At 67.2% G+C, this 20,845-nt stretch carries 23 protein-coding genes and 1 tRNA gene; 12 read left to right on the top strand and 12 right to left on the bottom strand.

The annotated features are described in order from the left end of the window. Nucleotides 1–75 precede the first annotated feature (75 nt). The gene (locus KIK15_RS13175) at nt 76–732 is read left to right on the top strand and encodes an aminodeoxychorismate/anthranilate synthase component II (RefSeq protein WP_214245158.1); all 657 of its coding nucleotides are present in this window, start codon (nt 76–78) and stop codon (nt 730–732) included. Here the strand turns inward: KIK15_RS13175 and pknB are convergent. From pknB to KIK15_RS13140, 7 genes are all read right to left on the bottom strand, one after another. Further along, nucleotides 729–2,630: a Stk1 family PASTA domain-containing Ser/Thr kinase gene (gene pknB, locus KIK15_RS13170; protein ID WP_214245157.1), complete on the bottom strand. Its 1,902-nt coding sequence runs from the start codon at nt 2,628–2,630 to the stop codon at nt 729–731. The two genes, KIK15_RS13175 and pknB, sit on opposite strands and share 4 nt — an antisense overlap. After that, nucleotides 2,630–4,009, bottom strand: a complete 1,380-nt coding sequence (locus KIK15_RS13165) for a protein kinase (protein ID WP_214245156.1) — start codon at nt 4,007–4,009, stop codon at nt 2,630–2,632. Before KIK15_RS13165 ends, pknB begins: the two co-directional genes overlap by 1 nt. Next, complete coding sequence (locus KIK15_RS13160) at nt 4,006–5,514, bottom strand: penicillin-binding transpeptidase domain-containing protein (protein ID WP_214245155.1); 1,509 nt, start codon at nt 5,512–5,514, stop codon at nt 4,006–4,008. The genes KIK15_RS13165 and KIK15_RS13160 overlap by 4 nt, the downstream gene beginning before the upstream one ends. Beyond that, on the bottom strand, nt 5,511–6,944 hold the full coding sequence (locus tag KIK15_RS13155; protein WP_214245154.1) for an FtsW/RodA/SpoVE family cell cycle protein: 1,434 nt from the start codon (nt 6,942–6,944) through the stop codon (nt 5,511–5,513). Before KIK15_RS13155 ends, KIK15_RS13160 begins: the two co-directional genes overlap by 4 nt. Continuing rightward, a complete protein-coding gene (locus KIK15_RS13150; protein ID WP_214245153.1) occupies nt 6,944–8,425 on the bottom strand; it encodes a PP2C family serine/threonine-protein phosphatase in 1,482 nt (493 codons plus the stop codon). The genes KIK15_RS13155 and KIK15_RS13150 overlap by 1 nt, the downstream gene beginning before the upstream one ends. Beyond that, nucleotides 8,422–8,883, bottom strand: a complete 462-nt coding sequence (locus tag KIK15_RS13145; protein WP_214245152.1) for an FHA domain-containing protein — start codon at nt 8,881–8,883, stop codon at nt 8,422–8,424. The genes KIK15_RS13150 and KIK15_RS13145 overlap by 4 nt, the downstream gene beginning before the upstream one ends. Before the next feature lie 165 nt (nt 8,884–9,048). After that, on the bottom strand, nt 9,049–10,383 hold the full coding sequence (locus tag KIK15_RS13140) for an FhaA domain-containing protein (protein ID WP_214245151.1): 1,335 nt from the start codon (nt 10,381–10,383) through the stop codon (nt 9,049–9,051). Nucleotides 10,384–10,598: 215 nt separating this feature from the next. Here KIK15_RS13140 and KIK15_RS13135 point away from each other — a divergent pair. Further along, nucleotides 10,599–10,682, top strand: a tRNA-Leu gene (locus tag KIK15_RS13135). A 376-nt stretch (nt 10,683–11,058) separates the two neighbouring features. Here KIK15_RS13135 and KIK15_RS18920 read toward each other — a convergent pair. Continuing rightward, entirely contained in the window at nt 11,059–11,334 is a 276-nt protein-coding gene (locus KIK15_RS18920) for a hypothetical protein (RefSeq protein WP_214245150.1), read from the bottom strand. Nucleotides 11,335–11,495: 161 nt separating this feature from the next. On the opposite strand from KIK15_RS18920, the gene KIK15_RS18915 reads away from it, so the two are divergent. Beyond that, nucleotides 11,496–11,621 (top strand): hypothetical protein, encoded by a 126-nt coding sequence (locus KIK15_RS18915; protein WP_374222856.1) that lies wholly within the window; start codon nt 11,496–11,498, stop codon nt 11,619–11,621. A gap of 27 nt (nt 11,622–11,648) precedes the next feature. Here the strand turns inward: KIK15_RS18915 and KIK15_RS13120 are convergent, their stop codons facing one another. Both KIK15_RS13120 and KIK15_RS13115 read right to left on the bottom strand, forming a co-directional pair. After that, complete coding sequence (locus tag KIK15_RS13120; protein WP_214245148.1) at nt 11,649–12,023, bottom strand: hypothetical protein; 375 nt, start codon at nt 12,021–12,023, stop codon at nt 11,649–11,651. A gap of 290 nt (nt 12,024–12,313) precedes the next feature. After that, nucleotides 12,314–13,132: a bacteriorhodopsin-like gene (locus KIK15_RS13115; RefSeq protein WP_214245147.1), complete on the bottom strand. Its 819-nt coding sequence runs from the start codon at nt 13,130–13,132 to the stop codon at nt 12,314–12,316. Nucleotides 13,133–13,367: 235 nt separating this feature from the next. Between KIK15_RS13115 and KIK15_RS13110 the strand changes: the two genes are divergently transcribed. The 3 genes from KIK15_RS13110 to KIK15_RS13100 all read left to right on the top strand — a co-directional run bounded on the left by KIK15_RS13110 (nt 13,368) and on the right by KIK15_RS13100 (nt 15,254). Continuing rightward, nucleotides 13,368–14,420, top strand: coding sequence for a Brp/Blh family beta-carotene 15,15'-dioxygenase (locus KIK15_RS13110; protein ID WP_214245146.1), 1,053 nt, complete (start codon nt 13,368–13,370; stop codon nt 14,418–14,420). 123 nt (nt 14,421–14,543) lie between these two features. After that, the gene (locus KIK15_RS13105) at nt 14,544–14,888 is read left to right on the top strand and encodes a hypothetical protein (RefSeq protein WP_214245145.1); all 345 of its coding nucleotides are present in this window, start codon (nt 14,544–14,546) and stop codon (nt 14,886–14,888) included. A gap of 153 nt (nt 14,889–15,041) precedes the next feature. Continuing rightward, nucleotides 15,042–15,254, top strand: a complete 213-nt coding sequence (locus KIK15_RS13100) for a hypothetical protein (RefSeq protein ID WP_214245144.1) — start codon at nt 15,042–15,044, stop codon at nt 15,252–15,254. A 46-nt stretch (nt 15,255–15,300) separates the two neighbouring features. Here the strand turns inward: KIK15_RS13100 and KIK15_RS13095 are convergent, their stop codons facing one another. Next, the gene (locus KIK15_RS13095) at nt 15,301–16,170 is read right to left on the bottom strand and encodes an alpha/beta hydrolase (RefSeq protein WP_214245143.1); all 870 of its coding nucleotides are present in this window, start codon (nt 16,168–16,170) and stop codon (nt 15,301–15,303) included. Between the two features lie 172 nt (nt 16,171–16,342). On the opposite strand from KIK15_RS13095, the gene KIK15_RS13090 reads away from it, so the two are divergent. The 5 genes from KIK15_RS13090 to KIK15_RS13070 all read left to right on the top strand — a co-directional run bounded on the left by KIK15_RS13090 (nt 16,343) and on the right by KIK15_RS13070 (nt 19,466). Continuing rightward, nucleotides 16,343–16,579 carry a hypothetical protein gene (locus tag KIK15_RS13090; RefSeq protein ID WP_214245142.1) on the top strand — a complete coding sequence of 79 codons (237 nt, stop codon included), beginning with the start codon at nt 16,343–16,345 and terminating at the stop codon, nt 16,577–16,579. Nucleotides 16,580–16,592: 13 nt separating this feature from the next. Beyond that, a complete protein-coding gene (locus KIK15_RS13085) occupies nt 16,593–18,095 on the top strand; it encodes an ATP-dependent DNA ligase (protein WP_214245141.1) in 1,503 nt (500 codons plus the stop codon). 163 nt (nt 18,096–18,258) lie between these two features. Next, complete coding sequence (locus KIK15_RS13080; RefSeq protein ID WP_214245140.1) at nt 18,259–18,609, top strand: hypothetical protein; 351 nt, start codon at nt 18,259–18,261, stop codon at nt 18,607–18,609. A gap of 123 nt (nt 18,610–18,732) precedes the next feature. Continuing rightward, a complete protein-coding gene (locus KIK15_RS13075; RefSeq protein ID WP_214245139.1) occupies nt 18,733–19,149 on the top strand; it encodes a ribonuclease domain-containing protein in 417 nt (138 codons plus the stop codon). Further along, a complete protein-coding gene (locus KIK15_RS13070; protein ID WP_214245138.1) occupies nt 19,146–19,466 on the top strand; it encodes a barstar family protein in 321 nt (106 codons plus the stop codon). Before KIK15_RS13075 ends, KIK15_RS13070 begins: the two co-directional genes overlap by 4 nt. A 13-nt stretch (nt 19,467–19,479) precedes the next feature. Here the strand turns inward: KIK15_RS13070 and KIK15_RS13065 are convergent, their stop codons facing one another. Further along, nucleotides 19,480–19,881 (bottom strand): YccF domain-containing protein, encoded by a 402-nt coding sequence (locus tag KIK15_RS13065; RefSeq protein ID WP_214245137.1) that lies wholly within the window; start codon nt 19,879–19,881, stop codon nt 19,480–19,482. Between the two features lie 57 nt (nt 19,882–19,938). On the opposite strand from KIK15_RS13065, the gene KIK15_RS13060 reads away from it, so the two are divergent. Further along, entirely contained in the window at nt 19,939–20,808 is an 870-nt protein-coding gene (locus KIK15_RS13060; RefSeq protein WP_214245136.1) for an SDR family NAD(P)-dependent oxidoreductase, read from the top strand. The last annotated feature ends 37 nt before the right edge of the window (nt 20,809–20,845 follow it).

Here is a 20,845-nt window from a genome sequence, read left to right as displayed (position 1 = left end):
ACGTGAACCTCCACGGTATCCCACCTGTGTAAACCGATGTGAGGACCGGGCGGCCCCGGCGGTAGCGTGGGCGCGGTGAGCACCGATACGCCCGCCGTGCTGGTCGTGGACAACTACGACAGCTTCGTCTACAACCTGGTCCAGTACCTGGGACAACTGGGTGTGCACGCGCAGGTGTGGCGCAACGACGATCCCCGGCTGGCCGACCTCGACGCCGTGGCGGCACAGTTCGACGCGATCCTGCTCAGCCCAGGCCCGGGTACCCCGCAGCGGGCTGGGGCCACCATGCCGATGGTGTCGGTGGCCGCCCGTGCCGGGGTGCCGGTGCTCGGTGTGTGCCTGGGTCATCAGGCGATCGGGGCAGCGTTTGGCGCCACCGTGGAACGTGCCCCGGAGTTGTTGCACGGCAAGACATCTCAGGTCTTCCACGACGGTGTCGGGGTGCTGGCCGGGCTGCCCAGCCCGTTCGTGGCCACCCGCTACCACTCGTTGACCGTGGTGCCCGAGACCATCCCCGACGAGCTGATCGTGACCGGTCGTACCGACAGCGGGATCGTGATGGCGATGATGCACCGCGAACTTCCCATCCACGGCGTCCAGTTCCACCCCGAGAGTGTCCTCACCCAGGGTGGGCATCGGATGCTGGCGAATTGGCTGCGCACCTGCGGCCGCCCGGTCGACGAGGACCTGGTGCTCACGTTGGAGGCGCAGGCCGCCGCCGCACTCGGCTAACCGGGCAGCAGGCTGGTGCGTCCCACGGTGATCGTGATCGAGGCGTCGTCGTTGACCAGGGTGCCCGACGCCGGGTCCTGATCGATCACCCGGTCGGCGTCCGGACTACCCAGTCCCACGTTGCGCGGGATCTGGGTGAGGGTGGTCTCTTTCCAGCCCGCCGCGGTCAGGGTCTGTTGCGCCTGCAGTGCCGTCTTGCCGCGCAGATCAGGCATGGTGAACTGGTTGGCCTTGGACACCGTCACCTGCACAGTCGCGCCCTCGTCGACCTGGGTGCCCGCCGGTGGCGACGAGCTGATGATGGTTCCCGCCGGTTTGTCCGAATCACCCTGTACCGCGACCAATTTGAGCTTCAACTCGTCGAGCATCTGCTGCGCCTGATCCTGGGTGAGTCCGGTCAGAGACGGCACCGCCACCTTCTTCGGGCCACCGCCCACCTGGATGGTGATGGCGGTCGACACGGTCTGAGAGGTACCGATGGCCGGTGACAACCCGGTGACCTTGCCCTTGAGTTCCTTGGTGGAGGACACCGTGGCTGTACGGATCTCCCTGAACCCCAACTGTTTCAGCGCGTCGGTGGCCTCTTCAGGCGTCTTGCCGGTGACATCGGGTAGGTCTTGGCGTTCGGGTCCACTCGAGATGTAGAGAGTGACCTGGGAACCCTTGTCTGCGCGCACCCCCGAGGCAGGCGCCGTACGGATCGGCATGTCCACGTCGACGTCGTCGCTGGCGATCTTGAGGGGGTTGACCTTGAAGCCGGCGTTTTCCAACGTGGTGCGCGCCTGCGCTGCTGACATGCCCGAGACCTGCGGCACCGCAACCGATCCGCCGTCGCCACCGGCCCAGGGGCGGGTGAGCAGCAACGCCACCGCCGCGATGGCCAGCACCGCCACCGTCGCGAAGGCCAAGTACTTCACCACCGGTGAACGTGGTTCGTCGTCGGGCTCGTCGAGTCGGCGATGCGACGCCGTTCCGACCCGCGCGGACCGCGCGCGGGGCACCGCGTCGATGATCGCGGTGCGTTCGTCATCCGACAGCAGCATGGGGGCGCTGGGGCGTCCACCGGCCAGCACTTTCATCAGGTCTGAGCGCATCTCCCCGGCCGACTGGTATCGGTTGGCCGGGTTTTTGCTCATCGCCTTGAGGATGATCGAGTCCAACGCCGGCGGGATGTCGCGGCGGATGCTCGATGGGATCGGCGGATCTTCGCGCACGTGTTGATAAGCCACCGAGACCGGTGAGTCGCCGGTGAATGGCGGCTGCCCGGTCAGCAACTCGAACAGCACACAGCCCATCGAGTACACGTCGCTACGCGCATCCACGCTCTCGCCACGTGCCTGCTCCGGCGACAGGTACTGCGCGGTGCCGATGACCGCGGAGGTCTGGGTCATCGCGGCACTGCTGTCAGACATCGCTCGCGCGATCCCGAAGTCCATCACCTTCACCGCACCGGACTTGTCGATCATCACGTTCGCTGGCTTCATGTCACGGTGCACGATGCCGTGCTGATGCGAGAAGTCCAGGGCCGCAGCCACATCCGCCATCCAGGTCATTGCCTGGCGGGGGGAAACGTGTCCCTGGGACCGCAGCACGTCGCGCAGCGTCTCGCCGTCGACGAACTCCATCACGATGAACGGGAGCGGGCCCTCGGGGGTGTCGGCCTCCCCGGTGTCGAACACCGACACGATGGTGGGATGGTTCAGCGCCGCCGCGTTCTGGGCCTCGCGCCGGAACCGCAGATAAAAACTCGGGTCGCGGGCGAGGTCGGCGCGCAACACCTTGATGGCGACGTCACGGTGCAGGCGTACGTCGCGCGCCTGGTGTACCTCCGACATGCCGCCGAAGCCGAGAGTCTCGCCCAACTCGTAGCGGTCGGACAGGTGACGCGGTGTCGACATCAGCCACCGTTCTTCGGTCGTGGAGCGCGGGGGGCTTTCTTATTGTAGTTCTGCTGCGCGAAGGGGTTGCTGACGCCCGGTATGCCCGGTATCCCATCGAACGGATCAGTCGTGGTGGTGGTCGTCGACGGGGTCGTGGTGGTGGTGGTCGTCGTCGTCGTCGTGGTCGTCGTGGTGGTGGTGGTCTCGGTCTCGGTGGTCGTGGTGGTGGGCTCCGGTGGGGCCTGCTTGGTCACCACGGTCGTCTCGATCACCGGTGGCGGCGTGGTGGGCGAGGTACCTGTGCCACCAGACCCGCTGAGCAGCAGATATCCCACCAAGCCCAGCGCGGATACCAGCAGCACCCCGGCCACCGCAGCCAATGCCTTCTGCCCGGTGGTCCATCGACCGTCGTCGGGCAGGGGAGCGGCCGGGATGGGGCGACGGCTGGTGGTCGTGGGCGGCGGCGGTCCGGCCGGGCGCGGGATGGGTGCCGACATCTCGCGGGTGCTCCCCGTCGGGGGCGGTGCGGCCGCCATCGCGCCCCGAGGCGCCGGGGGACGGCGTCCGGCGCGCACCGCAGCCACCGCGTCGGCGAACTCGCCGCCGTTGGCGTAGCGCTGCGCGGGGTCCTTGGCCAGGGTGATGGTGATCAGCTCCCGGATGCCGGCGGGTAGATCGCCGGGCAGCGGTGGCGGGGTGTCGCGGATGTGCTTCATCGCCACGGTGATGGCGCCGTCGCCGAGGAAGGGTCGGCGACCTGAGATCGACTCGTAGCCGACCACTCCCAGCGAGTACACGTCCGACGACGACGTCGCGTCTTCACCGAGGGCCTGCTCGGGGGAGATGTATTGGGCGGTACCCATCACCATCCCGGTCTGGGTGACCGGGGCCGCGTCGACCGCCTTGGCGATGCCGAAGTCGGTGATCTTCACCTTGCCGGTGGGGGTGATGAGGATGTTGCCGGGCTTGACGTCGCGATGCACCAGCCCCGCCGAATGCGCCGCCTGCAACGCCCGACCGGTCTGCTCCAACATGTCCAACGCGTTGGGAATGGACAACCGGCCCATCCGGGCCAACACCGCGTTGAGCGGTTCCCCGTTGACCAACTCCATCACCAGGTAGGCCAGCGCTGGGCCGCCGGAGCGGTCCGGGGTCTCGCCGTAGTCGAAGATGCTCGCGATGCCGGGGTCGTGCAGGCGCGCGGTGGTCTGGGCTTCGATGCGGAACCGCTGGAGGAACTCGGCGTCGTCGGAGAACTCCGACTTGAGCACCTTCACCGCCACCCGGCGATCGAGACGAGTGTCCAGACCCTCCCACACCTGACCCATACCCCCGGTGGCGATCAGTCGCATCAGCCGGTAGCGATCGGCGATGGTGGTCCCACTCTGCAAACTCATCGCGACCCTCCCACCATCGCCTCGATGACCGCGCGCCCGATCGGCGCCGCGGTGGATCCGCCGGTCGACTGCACGCCGCGATCCCCGTTCTCCACGATCACCGCCACCGCGATCTGCGCGTTGGCCGACGGACCGAACGCGATGTACCAGGCGTACGGGGTGTCGGCGGCCTGCGAGTCGGCCGAGTGTTCGGCCGTCCCGGTCTTCGAGGCGATCGTCACCGACCCGCCCGAACCGGTGGTGTTCTTCTCCGAGTCGACCATCAGGCTGGTCAACGTGGCCGCCGCCGCTGCCGAGATGGGCTCGTTGACGGTGGTCGGGTTGGTGGTGCTCAGAGTGCGCAGGTCAGGCGCCTGCAGCTTCTCCACCAGGTACGGCTGCATCCGAACGCCGCCGTTGGCCACGGTGGCCGCGATCACCGCGTTCTGCAGCGGGGTCAGCCGCACGTTGCGCTGTCCGATCGAACTCTGACCCAGTGCGGCGAGATCGTCGATGGATCCCGTCTCGGAGTCGGCCACCGACAGGGGGATACCGGGTGCGTCGTCGTTGAGCCCGAACCGGGCCGCCGTACTGGTCAACGTGTCGATCTGGTTGGTGATCTTCTCGGTCGACAGTTGCACGAACGCGGTGTTGCACGAGTACTGGAACGCCTGGCGCAGGGTGACGGTGCCGCCGGCCGACCCGGGGCAGGTCTGCCCGCCGTAGTTGCTCAGTCCGACGGTGGTCCCGGGCAGCGTGATCGTCGAACCCGCGGTCAGCCGCTGCGCGTCGGGGTCGATGCCTTGGGACAGGGCCGCGGCGGTGGTGACCACCTTGAACGTCGATCCGGGCGGGTAGGTGGCGTTGATGGCGCGGTTCAACAGCGGCTGGTCGGCGTCGACTCCGGTGCTGCGCACCCAGGTGCCCCAACTGGCTTCGCGCACCGTCTGATCGTGGCTGGCCAGCTTGTTGGGGTCATAGGACGGGGTGGACACCATGGCCAAGATGGCACCGGTCTTGGGGGCCAGCGCCACCACCGAACCGCGGCAGCCACCGTTGCAGCCGCGCCGCATCGCGTCGTAGGCCACCCGCTGCAGATCGGGCCGGATGGTGGTGACCACGTTGCCTCCGCGCGGATCGCGGCCGGAGAACATGTCGAGGAACCGTTGACCGAACAGTTTGTCGCTGTTGCCGTTGAGCAGCGAATCGTAGCTCTGCTCCAGTCCGGCACTGTCGAACTGGAACGAGTAGAAGCCGGTGACCGGGGCGAACGCGGCAGCTGCGGTCTCGGGGTAGACGCGCAGATACTTCAATCGGTCCTCGGTGGGCACCGATTGGGCGATCACGTCCTGGCCGGCGGTGATCAGGCCGCGCTGCCGGGAGTACTCGTCGAGCAGCACCCGCTTGTTGCGACTGTCGCTGCGCAGCTTGTCGGCCTGGAACACCTGCACATAGGTGGCGTTGGCCAGCAACACCACCACCATCACCATCACTGCGATGGCCACCCGCCGGATCGGTACGTTCACAGGCCCTTCACCACCTGCGTCTGTGCCAATGCCACCGGCACCGACTTGCGTTTGGCCGCATCGGGTTCGCGCGCGGCGTTGGACACCCGGATCAGCAGGGCCACCAGGATGTAGTTGGCCAGCAGGGACGACCCGCCATAAGACATGAACGGGGTGGTCAGGCCGGTCAGCGGGATCAGTTTGGTCACCCCGCCCACCACCACGAACAACTGCACCGCGATGGTGAACGACAGCCCGGTGGCCAGCAGCTTGCCGAAACTGTCACGCACGGTCAGGCCCGCACGCAGGCCGCGCGCGACCAGCGTCACGTACAACCCCAGGATGGCGGTCAGTCCCACCAGACCCAGTTCCTCACCGATGGTGGCGATGATGAAGTCGGTGTTGGCGAACGGGACGATGTTGGGCCGGCCCGACCCCAGCCCGGTTCCGAACAGTCCACCGGTGGCCAGCCCGAACAGGCTCTGGGCCACCTGATAACCGTTGCCGTCGTAGTCGGCGAACGGGTCGCGCCACACCGACACGCGCACCTGCAGGTGACCGAAGAGCTGGTAGGCCACCAGCGCGCCCACCACGAACAACGCCACCCCGATCACCACCCAGCCGACGCGACCGGTGGCCACGTACATCAGCGCCAGGATGGTGGAGAAGATCAGCAGCGGTCCACCGAGGTCGTTCTGCAGGGCGAAGATGCCGATGGTGATGATCCAGGCCGCCAGCAGGGGACCCATGTCCCGAGCGCGCGGCAGATCCATCCCCAGCACGTGTCGCCCGGCGACGGTGAACAGGTCACGCTTGGACACCAGCAGCGACGCCGTGAAGACGATGATCGCGATCTTGGCGAACTCGCCGGGCTGGATGTTGAACAGCGGGGTGCGGATCCAGTTCTTCGAGCCGTTGATCTCCGACAGCGACGACGGGAGGATGGCCGGGATGGCCAGGAACACCAGGCCGCCCAAGCCCAGGGTGTAGCTGTAGCGGGACAGGGTGCGGTGATCGCGCACCAGGATCAGCACTGCGGCGAAGACCACCACCCCCAGCACCGCCCACAGCACCTGCTGATCGGCGTTGTGGGATTGCTCGGTGGTGGTGGGCGAGTCGGCGCTGCGCCCGGTGCCCAGATCCAGCCGATGGATCAGCACCAGACCCAACCCGTTGAGGGCCGCGACCAAGGGCAGGATCAGTGGGTCAGCGTAGGGGGCGAACCGGCGGATGATCAGGTGGGCGAACCCGTAGAGCAGGACGAACGCCGCCAGATACTTCAGCAGGTCCCAGGTGACCTGTTGCTCTTGGGCGGCCTCCACGTTGAGCAACGCCGCGAACACCAGCACCGCAGCCAACCCCAGCAACATCAACTCGGTGGACCGACCGGTGGGCCGGCGCGGGGCGGGAGCGGCGGGCTGATGGATCGCCGACGACACGGATTGCGACATCAGCGACCCCGACAGATCTTTCGACCACCCTCGTCGAAGCGGTCGACGCTGGGTGCGGGCGTGGTGGACGAGACGGTCGTGCTCGCCGTGGTGCTCGAGGGCCGCGGGGTGGTGGCCGGCGGCGCGCCGGGCGGTGCTGGGGGCGGCGGTATCGCGGGAGGTGGTGTGGCGGGAGGTGGTGTGGCGGTGGATGGTGTGGGGTTGTCACACAGCGGCAGCAGTGACAGCAGGCTCACGTTCTGCTTGGCCTCGTTCAGCGGGACGCTGGGCTTGCTGGCGCGCACGGTGTTCTGGCTGGGCTGCGACAGGTCCGAGACCGACAGCGGCACACAGGATCTGGGCGCCGAATCGGCGTCGGCGAAGGTGATGCTCGGGGTGGCAGCCTTCGGGTCGCTGACGCAGGTGGTCAGGCTCACCGAGTGCAGCGACAGCCCCAGCAGCGATCCCTGCATCCCGCGGTAGAGCACCACCGTGCCGTTGTGTTCGCCCACGTAGTAGTTGGAGCGGATGACCGCGCGGGCCACCAAGCCACCGGCCACGGCCAACGCCACCAACAACAGTGCGACACCGATGTAGAGCCACTTACGCCGAGGATTGCGCTGCGGTTGTTGCTCCTCGGGCTCTGCGACGGGACGTCGGGTCGTCTCCGGCGGGGGGCGCAGCGCCGCGGCCCGACCGGCCGCGGTGGACGGGTCGGGGGTGTATTCGGCGTCGGGGTCGTCGCCGGCGGCACCGCCGCGGATGGGCACGTGGTCGCCGTAGTCGACGTCGACCACGTCGGCCACCACCACGGTCACGTTGTCCGGCCCGCCGCCGCGTAGCGCCAGCTCGATCAGTCGGTCCGCGCAGGCCCCGTGATCGGCCACCGAACCCAGGGTGTCGGCGATGGTCTCCTCGGTGACGACGTCGGAAAGGCCGTCCGAACACAGCAGGTAGCGGTCGCCGGCACGCGCTTCGCGCACGGTCAACGTCGGTTCCACCTCGGTGCCGTTGAGTGCGCGCATGATGAGCGAGCGCTGCGGATGTGTGTGCGCCTGCTCGGCGGTGATGCGGCCCTCTTCGACCAGGGTCTGTACCCAGGTGTCGTCGCGGGTGATCTGGTTCAGCTCCCCATCGCGCAGCAGATACGCCCGGGAGTCACCGATGTGGCACAGCCCGATCCGGTTGCCCGCGAACAGGATCGCGGTCAGAGTGGTGCCCATGCCGTCGAGTTCGGGTTCGGCGGCCACCTGCTCGGCGATGGCCGCGTTGCCGTTGCGGGTGGCGGTCTCAAGGCTGCTCAGCAGATCGCCGCCGGGTTCGTCCTCGTCCAGCGGCTGCAACGCCTCGATCACCAGCTGGCTGGCCACTTCGCCTGCGGCATGTCCACCCATACCGTCGGCCAAGGCCAACAGGCGAGCGCCTGCGTAGACCGAGTCCTCGTTGTTCGATCGCACCAGACCGCGATCGCTTCGCGCGATGTAGCGCAGCAGCAGGGTCACGGGCGCAACTCGATCACGGTCTTGCCGATGCGGATGGGGGTGGCCAGCGGCACCTTGACCGCGGTGGTGACCTTCGCGCGGTCGAGGTAGGTGCCGTTGGTGGAGCCGAGATCTTCGACGTACCAGTCGTCGCCCCGGCGCGAGATACGCGCGTGGCGTTCGGAGGCGTAGTCGTCGGTGAGCACCAGCGTGGAGTCGTCGGCGCGCCCGACCAACACCGGTTGGGCGCCCAGGGTGATGCGCGTGTTGGCCAGGGCGCCGTGGGTGACCACCAGGTACCGGGCTGCGCCGCGGGGTCGATCGCCGCCGCGCCGGGAACGACGCTCGTAGCGGGGGGTGAGTCGTTGTCCGCTGGCCGCATAGATGTCGTGACTCAGGGTGCGCAGGATGGCCCACACGAACAGCCACAACAGCAGGAGGAACCCCACGCGGGTCAGCTGCAGCACGATGCCCTGCACGGTGGCTCACCTCCCTGATCCGACAACTCCTGGCTCCACATCCTATGGGTACGACAGATAACCATCGGTATCAGAACGTGACCTACTGATGTCGCCTGGTCGACCCCTGACACGGCAACGTCCCGGCGGCGGTGGCCACCGGGACGAACCCGCAGGTGGAAGGGTCTATTGGAAGCGAACCGTGATGTCGGAGTGCCCGACGCGGATGCGGTCTCCGTCGGCGAGTTCCCAGCTGCTCACGGCCACGTCGTTGACCGTGGTGCCGTTGGTGGAGTTCAGATCGTGCAACACGGCCACCTGGCCATCCCAACGGATCTCCACGTGGCGCCGCGAGACGCCGGTGTCGGGCAGCCGGAACTGGGCGTCCTGGCCGCGACCGATCACGTTGGAGCCGTCGCGCAGCACGAAGGTGCGGTTGCTGCCGTCCTCAAGGCACAGGGTGATCGACGCCGGGGCGTAGGCGGGTGCAGCGGTGCCGCCGCCGTATCCCTGGTCATACGCTGCGCCACCGCCGTAGCCACCGCCTGCGGGGTAGCCGCCTTGGTCGTAGCCCTGGTCGTAGCCGCCGCGGGGGGCGTATCCGCCCTGGTCGTAGTCGCCTTGGTCGTAACCGGCACCGCCGGCGTAGCCGGGATCGCGGTAACCCTGCTCGGGGTAGGTGTAGTCGGCGGGGGGCGGCGGGTACCCGCCGCGGTCGTAGTCGGCGTGCGGCTCGCGCCCGTATCCCGGCTGCGCCTGTTCGCGACCGTACGCCGCGGGCTGGTCGTAGCCCCGCTGGTAGTCGGCGCCACCGCGGTCGTACCCGCCGCCTGCGTAGCCCTGCTGATCGCGGGCGTACCCACCGGCCTGGTCGTAGCCACCGCGCTGGTGATCGCCCGGGTCGTAACCGTTGGCCACCGGGTATCCGCGGTCGTCGGGGTAGCCCGCCGGAGCCTGGCCCCGTTCGACCTCGTAGCCCCGGTCGCGAGCCTGGTCATAGCCTCTGCGCGGGTCGGGTCCTGGGTTCTGGGTCATCGGAAAGGCTCCTACTTCTGCTTGCGCATCCGGTCGAGGACCATTGTGGGTGGATGAGGGCTGCGGTGCGAACGCCGACGCCCGGTTGGCGACATGAGGTGGGCGCGGGCGAGCATCGGGGTCGACGTGTCCGCGCGCCCGGAACTGCCCGGTGTGCAGCGTAGGGCTGTGCTCGAACTCGACGACCACATCACCGTATGTCTGCCACCCGTTGTCGCGGATGAAATGTTCCAGATGTTTCGAGAAGGCCTTGCGGTTGAGCTCGTACTCGGCGGCCATCTCGGCGTGATCGGTCCCGCTGACGACCACCACATAACTGTTTGGCGCCAGCAGCGCGCCGTCGCCGAGGTCTTCCAAGGAGTCCTCGGCCTCACGCTGCAGTGCGTTCTCGATCTCCTGCGGAGCGACCTTGCCGCCGAACACACGGGCGAAGCCGTCGTCGACCGCTCCCTCGAGCGTGCGCTCGATGCGTTGCAGTATCCCCATCCGACGACCTCCTCTCCGATCGTTCGAGCGTGTCGCGGTGTATCTCGTGCCGTTTGATGATAGCGATTCCGCACCGACGTCGTGCCATCAGATCCCCACCCGTCACCCCTGTCACACACGTGTGCGCCTCCGACCTGCTCACATGCCGCCGTCGCCGATTTAGTGGGCGCCGTGATGCGTGTTATCGTCGATCCCGTCCACAGCACGGACGCCATGGGCGAGTGGCGGAATGGCAGACGCGCTGGCTTCAGGTGCCAGTGTCCTTATGGGACGTGGGGGTTCAAGTCCCCCTTCGCCCACCCTGATGTGAAGCCCCCGAGCCGAACCGGCTCGGGGGCTTCACATTTTGTGGGGGCGACTGAGTGTTTTCACCCTTTCCAACGCCGCTCGCGAGACGTCCAATTGTCTGATGAACACGACATCGACCCGCGCGGGTGCTGCGCTTGTCGTCGGCCTGCTCCTGCTCGCAGCGACCGGCTGCGCCACCGACAGCACCCCACGCAGCATCGCCCCGAAGACCAGCGTGTTGACGTTGACCAGCATCGTGCCGCGCAGTGTCGCGCCGCGTGGTGTCGAGGCCTCCACCGCTGCCTCATCGGCGCCGCCTGCCCAGGCCGGGCTGCCCTACGTGGTCCGGCCGACCCGGCTGCGTGGCGGTGACTCCCGGTCGATCACCTACGACATCACCATCCCGCAGGTGTCCGGGGGTTCGCCTGCGGTGGCGGGGGAGTTCAACGAGTCCATGCGCGCGGCCGTCGAGGGCATCACCGACCCGACTCGAGCCGACCGGGGCGATGCCCAGAACCAGCCCGGCGACTTCACCGTGCACATCGGCCGTCGTGTCATCAGCTCGCAACTGCTGGTGTACTTCGTGCCCATCCCGGTCCCGGCCCACGGGGGCACGTTGATCTCGACGGTGACCGTCGACGCCGACACCGCGCGGCCGATCACCGTCAGCGACCTGTTCCCCGATCTGCGCGCTGGGCTCACCCGCCTGTCAGGTGTCGCCGCCGAGCTGGTTCCACGAACGCGCGCGGGCGTCGGCTACGAACGCAGGGGGGATCGAACCGCGCGAGGAGAACTTCGCCAACTGGACCGCCTCACCGCAGGGCATGCAGATTCATTTCCTGGACTATCAGCTGGGCGGATATGCGCTGGGCCGCATCGACATCACCATCCCCTGGGTACGCCTGGCCGACGTGCTGGCGCCCGGGATGCTGGAGGTGGTGTCTAGCTGACGAATGACGCCGCCCCCTCACCGTGGGTCAGCCAAAGGTGCCGATCCCGTATGTGCCGAAGCCGGCGCGTTGACTGACCGCGGCGCAGATCGCGTTCGCATCGCCGGCTGAGGCCCGAACGGGTTGCCCCTCGATGTCAACCCCAGACCCGGTGATGAGATACCCGACGCCGTCACCTGCGTAACGCTCGAGATACGCCGTGGCGTCGACCACGATGATGTCGGTGTTGCGGGCGCCGATGGCGAAGCTCCGCAGGTGAACGCGAGTCCCGTTGTCGTTGTTGGCGTTTCGGTAGCAGTAGACGTCGCTTGCTGCCGCGGCGGTGCCTGCGCCCGAGATCAGGAGGGGGGCAAGGGCACTGGCCGCCAGTGCCGCCGCTGTGGCGGTTCGTCGCATGTTCATCGAGGGCAACCTTTCGTGGGGATAGTCACTCGAATACATCGGCTGCCGTTCGAGATCGCAACCCTGTTTGTCGTGCTCGTCGGATTCTCCGACAACTGACGCGACAATCGTGACCCGCCCGTGATCGGCGCGGAACATCTGTGTCGATTTCTTCACCGGCACACAGAGGTGCGAATGACTACCGTTCAATTTCTCGGATTGCCCCGTCAATATGACAACAATTCACAACGCCGATGGCGCGTCCAGACTTTTCTGGACGCGCCATCGGTGCGGGGATCGAGCTGCGCGGATCACACCTTTGCCGGTGCCGCGCTTTCGTCGTGCTCCTCGGTCTTCGCGAACTCGGGATCGTCGGCGAAGGACTTGAGGCGTGCGATGCGGTAGATCAGCAGGCCGTAGAGGCACTTGGCCAGGATGTCGGCCACCGAGTACCCGACCTGCTTGCCCACCCAGGCATCGCCACCGTCGAGACCGAACACCGGGATGAGGTAGGCGATCGGGTACACGCCCCAGGTGGCGAACAGCAGAATGCGCATCCGCGACACGATCAAGCGGACCTCGGGGGGCTGGTGGTCGAGCGACTTGGTCAGCTCGATGAACAGCACGTAGAGGATGTAGAGGAACGGGATGGTCGACAGCGTGCCCCAGATCAGGCGAGTGGTGTCGTCGTGGCTGATCTCACCCGGGTAGCCCAGCGCGATCATCGCTGCCGAGGCCGGGATCAAGCGGAACAGCAGCGACTTCTGCAGCTTGCGAGCCAGCGCCAGCACAACGATCAGCTCGAGGAGCAGCAGAGGAACGGTGAGCAGCCAGTCGACGTAGCGGTAGCCCTCGTTGAAAGACTCGCCCTTGGCCTGGACATACGTGCCCTTGCCGCCGACGGAGTCGGTCACGAACGCGAGCTTGAAGGACGCGAAGATGCGGAAGTAGTGGTACGCCGCGATGCCACAGACGATCGAGGAGACGATGAGCGCCTGCCGGTAGCGGGGGAGGACACGCTTTTGCGCGGCGATCAAGAAGATCGCGGTGAACAGCTGTGCTGCGATCGCAAGCGACAGCACGTTGTACACAGAGTCGAATTGTCCTTGGGTGAGTGAATCGGGGATCACGAGATACCTCCGTCAAACGTGGAGACGGTTGGCTACGCGCAGGCCGAACCCGTCTATGACGCCGGCCATTTTCTTCAGTCGGTCACCCAAGCTTGGACCCGATTTCGTAAAAAGTCGTTAGATCGCCACAAAGAACCGCAATCGTGATCTATGGTCACCCTAATTTACTGTTGATCCCCCGAAACGTTACCAAGCAAAATCGCCCTCTCGATGTGCACAGGTCGACACTGGAGTGGTGAGACAAACCGCAATCAGTGTGTCCCGAGCCTGTGCCGTCGCCGCGGTCGTCGTGGGCGGTGGTTCGGCCCTGATCGGTGGCGCCGCGGGATCGGTTGTCGCAGTGGTCCTCGTCGTCGGCGGGCTCGCCGCCGGACTCCCGCATGGGGCCATCGACCACCAGATGGCCGCGCATCTGTTCGGTCTCCGCCCGTCGGTGGCCGCGCTGGCCTATGGATGTTGTGCTGGTGTCGCCTGGGCGGTGATGACCCTGATCGGGTGGCCGGCCGTGGTGGCAGCGCTGGTGCTGAGCCTGCTGCACTTCGCCGCCGGCGAGGCGCAGATGGCGCGGGCCGCGTTCGGGCCGGGCGTGACACGCTGGGAGACCGCGCTGGTGGGGGTGGCCGGTTGCGGAGCGCTGCTGCTCCCGATGGCGCGCTACCCGTCGTCCTTCGCCGAGGTGGCCCACGCCATCAGCCCCGGCCTGGACACCTTCCTGTCCCAACCGTGGGTGCGGTGGGCGTGCGCACTGCTCTGGGCCGCGGCCGCGCTCGCCACGGTGGTGATCGCCGCCCGCCGACACCATCGCGGGCTGATCGTGGACGTCGCGCTGATCGCCGCGCTCGGTGCCCTGGCCCCACCTCTGGTGGCGTTCGCGGTGTGGTTCGGCGGCTGGCACTCGGTCCGCCACCTGTCTCGGCTGTTGCTCGAGCATCCATCGCTGCGCACCCGCGTGCAGGCCGGTGACACCCGATCCGCGCTGCGGGCGTTGCTGCGATGGGCGGCCGCACCCACAGCGGCGGCAGTGGTCTTCATGCTGATCGTGGCCGTGTTGATCGACCGTGCGGCCGACCCCACCGCGGCGCTCGGCACGGCCCTGGTGGTGCTGTTGGCGCTGACGGTCCCGCACATGGGTGTGGTGGCGGCATTGGACCATCAGGCCCGGCGAGGGCAGGGCGGGAGCAGTGCCACGTTGTCGAGCAGGCAACTGGTGCGCGTGACGCGCGCTCGTGACCGGGCACCCAGCGCCCGGTTCGGGGGTATTGCGAAGTCCAAACGCACTGTTGCGTAACGGCTCAGCGCCCGAAAGTCACACTTCGGGGTGCTGCGATAACGATTGTTGAGCGCCGATCGATTATCGCTTGAACGTGAGTAGCGTCGGGTTCGCAATCGCCCCCCGAAAGGACCTGTCGCCATGAAGATTTCACGAATCACCGCCGCCGTCGTCTCGGTCACCGCTGCCATCGCGGGTGTGTTAGCGATCGGCGCGGGTAGTGCATCGGCCGCCACCGGTCAGACCTACTGCTATCGAAACGCGAACAACGACAACGGGACTCGCATCAACCTGACCTACGACTACTCGCCGGTCACCGACGGTGTGCGCGCCACCCTGCAGTTCAACTACGAGAATTGGAACGGCAGCTTCTACGTGCCCACCAACAACGGCGGGTCGCTCGTCGGGCTCTTCATCCCCACCTCGGCGCCCAACGCCCGCGCCCTGTGCTTGACCGCCAACCCGGCCTTCGGCATCCCCGGCTGACGACAAGCCCCCTTCTCAACCAGCGCCGGGTCCCGCCAGGGGCCCGGCGTTTGGCATGGATCGGAGATCGCAGCCATCTGCGCGGCGGGTGTCAACGAATTGACACATGGAACAGCGCCAAGGGGCCAACACTTCGACAGGGGTTTCACCACGATGACCATCGAGACGACGACAACCGCTCACGGGGTTGATTTCGACCGCTCATCCGGCGCGGTCGAGATACAGGTCCAAGGCTCCGACGGCTCTACGGTCACGCTCATCCAGTTCCCGGACGGCACCATCGAGGTACGTACGGCTGGGATGAACCAGTCCGGACATGCGATCGCTGTCCGCCCCGCCGGCCACACTGAGCCGATCCGACGCTGACGTCATCTCCAGGCCAGCAGCACAGACCTAGCTCAGGAACTCAGACCTAGCCGAGCACCACAGACCGCAGGAAGGCGACATCGGCGGCTCGTTCTGCGCGGGCCGCAGCCGTATCACCCTGGGCGTAGGTGTCGTGCGGCCCCGGATAGCCCTTGATGCTCAGCGCGATCCCCAGCGGCGTCACGCCACACACCGCATCGTCGCGGTGGCACACCTCCCGCAGCGGCACCCGCAGCCGGTAGAAGCGGTCGATCAGTGGGGCCTGACCGCCGTAGCGCAGTCGCAAAGCGCCGGTGCCGAATCGTCCCGGCCCGGCGGTGGTGGCCCGGCCGGGCAATTGGAACGGATCGCCGTAGAGCAGGAGACCGGCCACCTGCTCCGGGGCGGCCAGCGCCACCCCGCGTGCCACCATCGCCCCCTGTGAGTGTCCGATCAGCACGAATCGAGTGGACGCGCAATCGGGTCGGGCAGCCCGGAATCGAGCCATCTCCGCCAACGCTCGACGCACGCCGGCCTGCGCCGACCGGTACAGCGGATTGGCCTGCAGCGGTTCGGTCACCACGTCGTCGACGAGTGAGACCTTGACGGCCGGGTAACCGCCGGGACCGCCCGGCACCTGCACGATCGGTGTGCCCGCCGCGGTGGGAGTGCTTCGGTAGAACTCGCTCAGCAGCCGCGACGCGATGGTCCCCTCCCAGCCTGCTGTCGCCACGGTCGGTGTGTAGCGACGCGGGATGATGACTCCGGGGCCGTTCTCTCCCGACCCGCGCAGCGCGACGATCGCCACCGGCGCACAACCCGATCCGGTCGCAGTCGACGCCGGAGCGGCTTGGGCTGCGCTGACGGGTGGCCCGAGGACCATCAGGGCGGCTGCTGCGATCACGGTGCTGATCAGGGTGAACGTCGTGCGCGTCATGCTCGTGGACTCCAGGTTGTCGGGTTCGTCTCAAAGATTCATGTTCTCGGACTACGTCACTTTCGACCACCAGCGGCTATAGTCGCCTTCTGATCGAAAACCTAGGCTGAACGCGTCGCCCGCCCTGGCGACGTAGACCTGTGCCATAGCAAACATCCACGGAGCTTCTCACATGCGGCCATCGTTCCCCACCTTCGGTACCGATCGGTACCCGCGACAGAGTGTTGCTGTCGACGGTTCCGGCGACCAGACGATCGAACTGCACGGAGCCGACGGCCAGGTCACCGTCATCGTGCAGACTGCCGACGGCCGCCTGCTGGTGCGTACCGACGGCATGAGCGAGACCAACCAGGCCATCAGCGTCGACCGGGGCGGATTCGCCGTCCCGGTGCCCCATTTCACGTTCTGAACCACCGGTATCGGTGCTGTTCACCCGCGTGATCGAGGCGTCGCGTCAGATTGCCTCGACGCGAGCCCGTACCGCGAAGATCGACACGTTCGCCGAGCTGATCCGATCGGCGCAGGGGCCCGAGATCGAGCCGGTGGTCGCCTGGCTGGCCGGTGAGTTGCGGCAGGGGCGCCTGGGCGTGGGCTGGAAGACCCTGGTCGCCTCGCGGCCCGAGCCGGCCCCCGAGGCCGCGCTGACGGTGGCCGATGTGGAAGCGGCGCTGACGGAGCTGGCCGGGATCAGTGGCACCGGTTCGACCGCCCGCCGCGCGGCCGCGCTCTCCGAGCTGCTGGGCGCGGCCACCGCCGAGGAACAGGATCTGCTGGTGCGGATGTTGACCGGTGAACTGCGCCAGGGCTCGCTGGAGGGTCTGGCCGCCGACGCGATCGCCCGCGCCGCAGACCTGCCTGCGCCCACGATTCGGCGCGCGGCCATGCTGTCCGGCGATCTGCCTGCCGTCGCCCGTATCGCCATCACCGACGGCGCGGCGGCGGTGGCGCAGATCGGGCTCACCGTAGGACGGCCGGTGCGACCGATGTTGGCTTCGCCGGGGGAATCGCTCTCCGCAGCGCTCGCCGCCCTGGGGCCGCAGGTGTCGGTGGAGTACAAGCTCGATGGTGCTCGCATCCAGGTGCACCGCGACGGCCGCGAGGTCCTGGTGGTCACCCGCACGCTGCGTGACATCACCGCCTCGGTGCCCGAGCTGGTCGAGTTGGTGCTTGCCCTGCCCTGCAGGTCGATCATCCTCGACGGAGAGACGTTGGCGCTCAACGACTCCGGGCGCCCACGTCCGTTCCAGGAGACGATGAGCCGGTTCGGGTCGGCGTCGGGTGAGCTGCTGCTGACGCCGTTCTTCTTCGACTGTCTGCATCTCGACGGCATGGACCTGCTCGACGAGCCGCTGTCGCGTCGACTGCAGGCGCTGGAGTCGGTGGTCGGAGACCATCGCATCCCGGCCCTGATGTGTCCCGATACCGTTGCTGCACAGGCACATTTCGATGCCGCCATCGCCGACGGACACGAGGGGGTGATGGTCAAGGCGCTCGACTCCACCTACGCGGCCGGGCGCCGCGGCAAGAGCTGGTTGAAGATCAAACCCGAACACACCCTGGACCTGGTGGTCATCGCCGCGGAATGGGGTTACGGACGGCGCACCGGCTGGTTGTCCAACCTGCATCTGGGTGCGCGCGACCCCGACGGCGGCGCACCGATCATGGTGGGCAAGACCTTCAAAGGTCTGACCGACGAGCTGTTGCGGTGGCAGACCGAGGAGTTCGTTCGCCACGAGTCACATCGCGACGCACACACGGTGTATCTGCGTCCGGAGATCGTCGTGGAGATCGAACTCGACGGAGTACAGACCTCGACCCGGTACCCGGGTGGGGTGGCGCTGCGCTTTGCGCGGGTGGTGCGCTACCGACCGGACAAGACCGCCGCGCAGGCCGACACCATCGATGCAGTGCGATCCCTGCGGTAGGCGGTCTTTTCCGAAGCGCGGTCCCGTACGGGCGGAATGACCGAAATATGGAGTGCCGCAAACGGTTACGGTTCTATAGCGGCGTGGCCGCTAGGCGCGGGGAGCGGTAGAACGTAGGGCAGGCACAGCAAACGCCGGTGCCTGTCTACCGAGGAGGTCAACAGTGAAGAACACCGCAAGAATCATGCTCGGCAGTGCTGCGGCAGCGCTCGTCGCAGGATTTGTCACTCCGGGCGCGGCACAGGCCGACACCCGGATCCCGATTCGTGTCGACACCCCGGTCGCCTACAGCAGCTATTACGTGGCTCGTTCCGATTTTGCCGGTGACGACCTCACAGCGTGCTACGAGAACCGCCCGGGGCCCGCGGGCGTTTCCGACCTCGGCCTTGACGCCTACTCCGGCCGAGTGGTGTCGGTGGCCCTGTTCACCTCGCCGGACTGCACCACCGGCATCATCTTCCGGACGGTTCGCGAGGACCCGATCAGCCCCGATGGACTGTTCCGGTTCTACTGAGTGCAGGTCATCGTCACCGCCGCGGCCCCGAGTGCGGGACGCGAAGCAGCGCATTGAGATTCGTCATCTGACGTTCATCTCGATGCGCTGCGCGCGTTCAGATGGTCGGGAATACTCTTGCGCATGCTAACCACTCACAGCTCACGCCGCCCCGTCCGTCGCACCCGCACCGTGGGGCTCGCGGCCGCACTGCTTGCTGCTGCCTCCGTAGCGATGCTCACCCCGGCCTCGGCCAACGCCGCCATCGGCACCTGCTACCTGTCGAACCTCCCTGCGCAGGCCACCGACACCGTCGACCTCATCCACCAGGGTGGGCCGTTCCCGTACCCGCGCAACGACGGCGTGGTCTTCTCCAACTTCGAGGGCGTGCTGCCCAAAGCCTCATCGGGCTACTACCACGAGTACACGGTGATCACCCCGGGCGCGTCCACCCGTGGAGCGCGGCGCGTGGTCACCGGGGGCATCCCGCTGACCAATCCGCCGCACTTCTACTACACCGGTGATCACTACTCGACCTTCTGCGAGATAGTCGACGCATGAGCCCCGACCCGAACCCGCCCGAATCGACTGAACCGGTCCGCTACCAGCTCGACGGGTCGGTGATCCACGACCTCGCCGACTTCTACGCCGAGATCGGTCGGGCGGTCAACGGTCCGGGCGGGTATTTCGGGTCGAATCTCGATGCCCTCGCCGACTGTCTGCGTGGTGGCTTCGGCACGCCAGAGGATCGGCCGTTCGTCTTCGAGTGGCGTGAGAGTGCCACGGCCCGTGCCCGTCTGGCGCGTGCCGACGACGACGTGCTCGAGCGCATCGTCGAGGTGTTCGCCCACGAGCAGGTTCCGCTCGAACTTCGTTGACGCGGTGTGGCTATCAGCGCGCCACGTAGGCGGGTAGGCGCTGATCTGAGTCGACGATCCGGGCACCCAGCGGCAGCAGCGAGACCGGGATCATCTTGAAGTTGGCGATGCCCAACGGGATCCCGATGATCGTCAGGCACAGGGCGATACCGCTGGTGATGTGTCCCAAAGCCAGCCACCACCCGGCGACCACCACCCAGATCACGTTGCCGATCAGCGACGGGGTGCCTGCACTGGGATCGCGCACCACCGTGCGGCCGAACGGCCACAGCGCGTACATGCCCACGCGGAACGACGCGATGCCGAAGGGGATGGTGACGATGAGGATGAAACAGATGAGTCCGGCCAGAAAGTAGCCCAGCGCCAGCCAGAAACCGGCCAGCACCAACCAGATGATGTTCAGGATCGTCTTCATCCCACCAGTGTGCCCGGGCCGATCGGCCCGGCCATCGGGGTCAACTACCGTCGAAGCATGTCTGATCCAGTGACCGCGTTCGCGCACCGTGTGGTGCGCACCGCCATGCAGCGTCCCAGAACCACCGCAGACCTGAGCCCGCTGTCTGGTCGTTCCGCCGACGACCTTCGGGGCACGACCGTCCTCATCACCGGCGCATCGTCGGGGATCGGAGCCGATGCGGCCGAACTGTTCGCCGGCCACGGCGCCAACGTGATCCTGGTGGCCCGCCGCGAGGACGAGCTGGCCCTGGTGGCCCACCGCATCCACGGGTCCGGAGGCCTGGCCCACCCCACGCCCGCCGACCTGTCCGACCGCGACGACGTGGCCCGCCTCGTCGAGCACGTGCAGTCCGAACATGGGGTGCCCGACATCGTCATCAACAACGCCGGACGGTCCATCCGGCGCAGCGTTCTGGATTCGACCGATCGACTGCACGACTACGAGCGGACCATGGCGGTCAACTATTTCGGGCCGGTGCAACTCACCCTCGGGTTCCTCGACGGGATGCGTTCACGCGGCAGCGGACACTTCATCAACGTCTCCACCTGGGGCATCCCGATGGGCACCATGCCGCGGTTCTCGGCGTACGCCGGGTCCAAGGCGGCGCTGACCGTCTTCGGTCGCAGCATCGCCGCTGACTTACGTGGCACCGGAATCGCGGTCAGCACAGTCTATTTCCCGTTGGTGCGCACTCCGATGATCTCCCCGACCGCCGAGTACACCGAGGCGCCGGCGTTGACCTCGGCAGAGGCAGCGCGGTGGCTGATCCACGCTGCGGTGCACCGCGAGCCCGAGGTGATGCCCCGTATCGCCCGTTTCCTGCGACGAGTGGGTGCGGTCTCCACCGACGTGGCCGACGCGATGGTCACCCGGGGAACGGTCTGATCACAGCCGTTGCCGCATGGCACAATGTGGTGCACGC

The organism is Williamsia sp. CHRR-6, assembly GCF_018474015.1.
Lineage (GTDB): Bacteria > Actinomycetota > Actinomycetes > Mycobacteriales > Mycobacteriaceae > Williamsia_A.
Note: the sequence above shows the minus strand (reverse complement) of the source record. Positions and strands in the feature narration are given on the sequence as shown.